Origin of the sequence: Protofrankia sp. CiP1_Cm_nod1 (assembly GCF_920888515.1) — a bacterium.
Taxonomy (GTDB): domain Bacteria; phylum Actinomycetota; class Actinomycetes; order Frankiales; family Frankiaceae; genus Protofrankia.
The window spans coordinates 1-3,660 of the sequence record NZ_CAKKTM010000245.1; the positions used below are offsets into that span (position 1 = coordinate 1).

2 protein-coding genes and 1 pseudogene are annotated in these 3,660 nt (G+C 75.9%); 1 reads left to right on the plus strand and 2 read right to left on the minus strand.

The features are described 5' to 3' along the window. Positions 1-551 (plus strand): annotated as a pseudogene (locus NBX02_RS11135) (glycosyltransferase); the annotation flags it as partial. Here the strand turns inward: NBX02_RS11135 and NBX02_RS11140 are convergent. Together NBX02_RS11140 and NBX02_RS11145 are read right to left on the minus strand one after the other, a co-directional pair. Further along, on the minus strand, positions 509-2,434 hold the full coding sequence (locus NBX02_RS11140) for a glycosyltransferase family 39 protein (protein WP_250291237.1): 1,926 nt from the start codon (positions 2,432-2,434) through the stop codon (positions 509-511). The pseudogene NBX02_RS11135 and the gene NBX02_RS11140 sit on opposite strands and share 43 nt — an antisense overlap. Next, positions 2,431-3,660 (minus strand): AAA family ATPase (locus NBX02_RS11145; RefSeq protein ID WP_250291238.1); only part of this gene is annotated, 1,230 nt, incomplete at its 5' end. The genes NBX02_RS11145 and NBX02_RS11140, both read right to left, overlap by 4 nt.

Below are 3,660 nucleotides of genomic sequence, written 5' to 3' on the forward strand. Positions count from 1 at the left end.
ATCTGGTGCTGCTGGCCCCGGTCGCGGCGATGTGGCCGGCGTTCGGGCCCCGGCGGGTGCTCGTGGCGGCCGGCGCCGCCGCCGCGCTGGTGGCCCCCTGGGTGCTGGCCGGGCCGGCGGACTTCTGGGCGGACGCGGTGACGACCAACCTGGGCTACCCCGTCCGGGGTGACTCGCTGTCCATCCCCGGCGTGCTGGCTCACGCCGGGGTCACGGCCGGGTTCGCCCCGATGCTGCTCGCGCTGGCCGGCGCCTACCTGCTGGCCTGGCGGGTGCGCGCGGACGCGGCCGGGTTCTGCCTGGGCGCCGCCGTGGTGCTGCTGACCCTCGACGTCATGAACAAGCAGTCGTACTTCAACCACTACACGCTGCCGATGGCGCTGCTGGTGATGACGGTGAGCTGCCAGCGGCCGGGCCGCGGGCCGTCGCCGACGTCGTCGCCGCCGCTGCCGACAGCGACGTCGGCGGCGGCCCGGCCGGGTGGCTGCCGGCAGCGGCGGCCTGCCCGTCAGCGCAGGGTGGAGAAGCGTTCCAGCGAGGCACCCTCGTAGACCATGCGGCGGTCGACCTGGAAGGTGCGGTCGCGCAGGGCGGCCAGCTGGTCGGAGACGACCGCGCAGGCCCCCTCCAGGGTCTTGTAGCCGTCCGCCCGGACCAGGAACACCGCGTGCCCCGGCCCGGCCATCGCGTTCACCCGGGCGGCGAAGTCGGCGCCGGAGGCCCGTCGCATCCGTTCCGCGTAGTCGACCCAGTCGACCAGCGCCGGCCCGCTGGTGTCGGCGTAGACGATCTGCCGGACGTCGAGGCCGCCGCGGCGCTCGATCGCCCGGTACACCGCCGGGCCCAGCTGGTCGGGGCAGTAGGCGACCACGTCACCCGGCCGGGCCAGCGCCGCGATCCGGTTCGCGATCTCCCCGCTCTGGGTGCGTTCCTGCCGGGCCATGTGCCAGCCGCCGAACAGCCCGGTCACGCAGACGATGACCAGCAGCGTGACGTGCGCCCGGCCGGGCAGCAGGCCGATGCCGAGCGCGGCGAGCAGCAGGCAGGCCGGCAGCGAGATCCCGGTGTAACGCTCCGTATAGGCACTGCCGCCGGTGGTGTTGACCAGGTAGGCGAGAGCGAGCGGGAGGAGCCACACCGCGACCAGGTAGCGGCCGGGCACCCGCCCGGTCGGGACGATGTGCAGCCCGTCGTCCTGCGGGCGCCCGGTCAGGCCGAGCAGGGCCGCGGCGAGCAGGACCACCCCGAGCAGCGCGCCGGTCGAGGTCGGGCCGGCCCAGTCGAACACCGTGTCCAGCAGCACCTGCGCCTGCACCCGGGCCGCCCACGGCGTGCCCGTGTGCAGCATCTGGAACAGGAAGGACGGCATCCACGGCGCGAACACCACCGCCGAGGCGAGCATCGCCGCCAGCGCCGACAGCGCCGGGCGGCGGTAGTTCGCCCGGCGCAGCGCCTGCAGCGCGAGGAAGACCGCGACCGTGGTGAGCAGCAGGAACGTCCAGTAGTGGGTGTAGACCAGCGCCGAGGTGGCCACGGTGAGCACCACCAGCCGGCGGCGGGACGGCCGCTCCAGCGCCCGCACCAGGGCCAGCCCGAACAGCAGGACCAGCAGGACGACCAGCGAGTACATCCTGGTCTCGCTGCCGTAGCGGATCGCGTACGGCGAGCAGGCGAACAGCAGCAGGGCGGCGAGGCCCGCCCGGCGCGGGGTGTCGGCGTCACCGCTGCCGAACGTCACCGCGATCCGCCCGACCCGGCGGCCGGCGATCCAGGCGACCGGCAGGGTGACCAGCGACAGGATGCCCGACAGCGCACGGACGGCGACGTCACCCGTCCCGAACATCGAGATCCACACGTGCAGCGACAGGTAGTACAACGGCGGTGAGCCGTCCCGCCGCAGCGCGTCGAGCAGGCCGCCGACCGGCCTGCGGGCGATCTCCACCGTCAGCGACTCGTCCAGCCAGAGATGGCTCGGGGTCGCGAAGCGGGCGATGGCCCCGATCACGATCGCGGCGATGGTGCCGACGACCAGCAGCCGGCGCAGCCAGCGCTCCCCGTGCGCCACCCAGTCGGGCGTGGCCGGCGGCCGCTCGGCCTCGCCGGGAACGGCCGCCGACGGGACGCGCGCCGCCTCCGGGCGGGACGCCACCGCTGTCGGTGCCGCCACCGCTGTCGGTGCTGTCGGTGCCACCGCCGGTGCCGCGCTCGACGCCACCGCCGTTTCCAGCCCTACCGCCGGTGGAGACGCCGGCGCGGCCGGCACCGCTGCCGGCGCGGGGGGCGCCGGCGCGGGCGGATCCGCCACCGGGCTCCCGGAAAAGTCGGCACTCACCAGCGAGACGGTACTCACAGTGCCGGCCTGCCGATCGTCGGTGCCGGCCGGTTGATCGGCCACGGCCCGCACGGGGGCGGGGGAAAGCTCGGATGGGCTCATGATCCGTCCTGCCGTCCCTCCTCGTCGGCCGCCTCAGGCTGGACCTCCTGGGCGAGCAGGACCGGCAGCAGGGTGGCGCGCTGCCGGCCACCGGCGCTGTGTACCGCGGCCCGCAGCGCCGGGCCGTTGACGGACACCACCGACAGGTGCCGCCGCGCCCGGGTCAACGCGGTGTAGATCAGCGGACGGGTCAGCATCCGGCCCGCCTCCGGGGGGAACACGGCCACCACCGCCGGCCACTCGCTGCCCTGGGCCCGGTGGACCGTGACCGCCCAGCCGTGCCGCAGGTCCCCGACGATCCCGCCCGGGACCACCACGTCCCCGCCGGGGAACGCCACCGTGAGCGCGCCCTTGTCACCGGTCGCGGTCACCACGCCGATCTCGCCGTTGGCGAACCCGTCGTCGAGATGGTTCGCGGTGGCCACCACCCGGTCCCCGACGTCGAACCCGCCGGCCGCCCCGGCACCGGGGTTGAGCGCCTGCTTGAGCGCGGCGTTGAGCGCCTGCGTCCCCGCGGGGCCGCCGTGGACGGGGGTCACCACCTGGATGTCCGCGACCGGGATGCCCAGCGCCCGCGGGATGGAGCCGGTGACCAGCTGGACGACCCGGTGTGCCGCCTCGCCCGAGCCGCGGGTGGGCACCACGACCACCTCGCGGTCCGGCCCGGACGGGGGCGGGGGCAGCTCGCCGGCGCGCACGGCCGTCGCCAGCGTCGCGATCCCGCCGCCCTCGGACTGCCGGTAGAGGCGCCGCAGCTCGGTCACGGGCACCACCCCGGCCGCCAGCAGGTCGGCCAGCACCCGGCCCGGGCCGATGCTGGGCAGCTGCGCCGGGTCCCCGACGAGCAGCAGATGGGTGCCGTCCGCGCAGGCGTCGACAAGGGCCGCGGCGAGCTCGGCGTCGAGCATGGACACCTCGTCGACCACGACGAGGTCCGCCTCGACCGGGTTGTCGGCGTCGCGCGCGAAGGTCCCGGAGGTGCCCTGCGCCTGCAGCAGCCGGTGCAGCGTGCTCGCCGGCCACTCGCACAGCTCCTCCAGCCGCTTGGCGGCCCGGCCGGTCGGGGCCGCCAGGGCCACCTGCGCGCCGGCGGCGCGGGCGAGCCGCACAACCGCGGCGACCGTCCGGCTCTTGCCCGTCCCCGGACCGCCGGTGAGCAGGCTCACACCGGCGTCGAGGGCGGTGCGGGCGGCGCGCAGCTGGGTCTCGTCCAGGCCGGCCAGGAC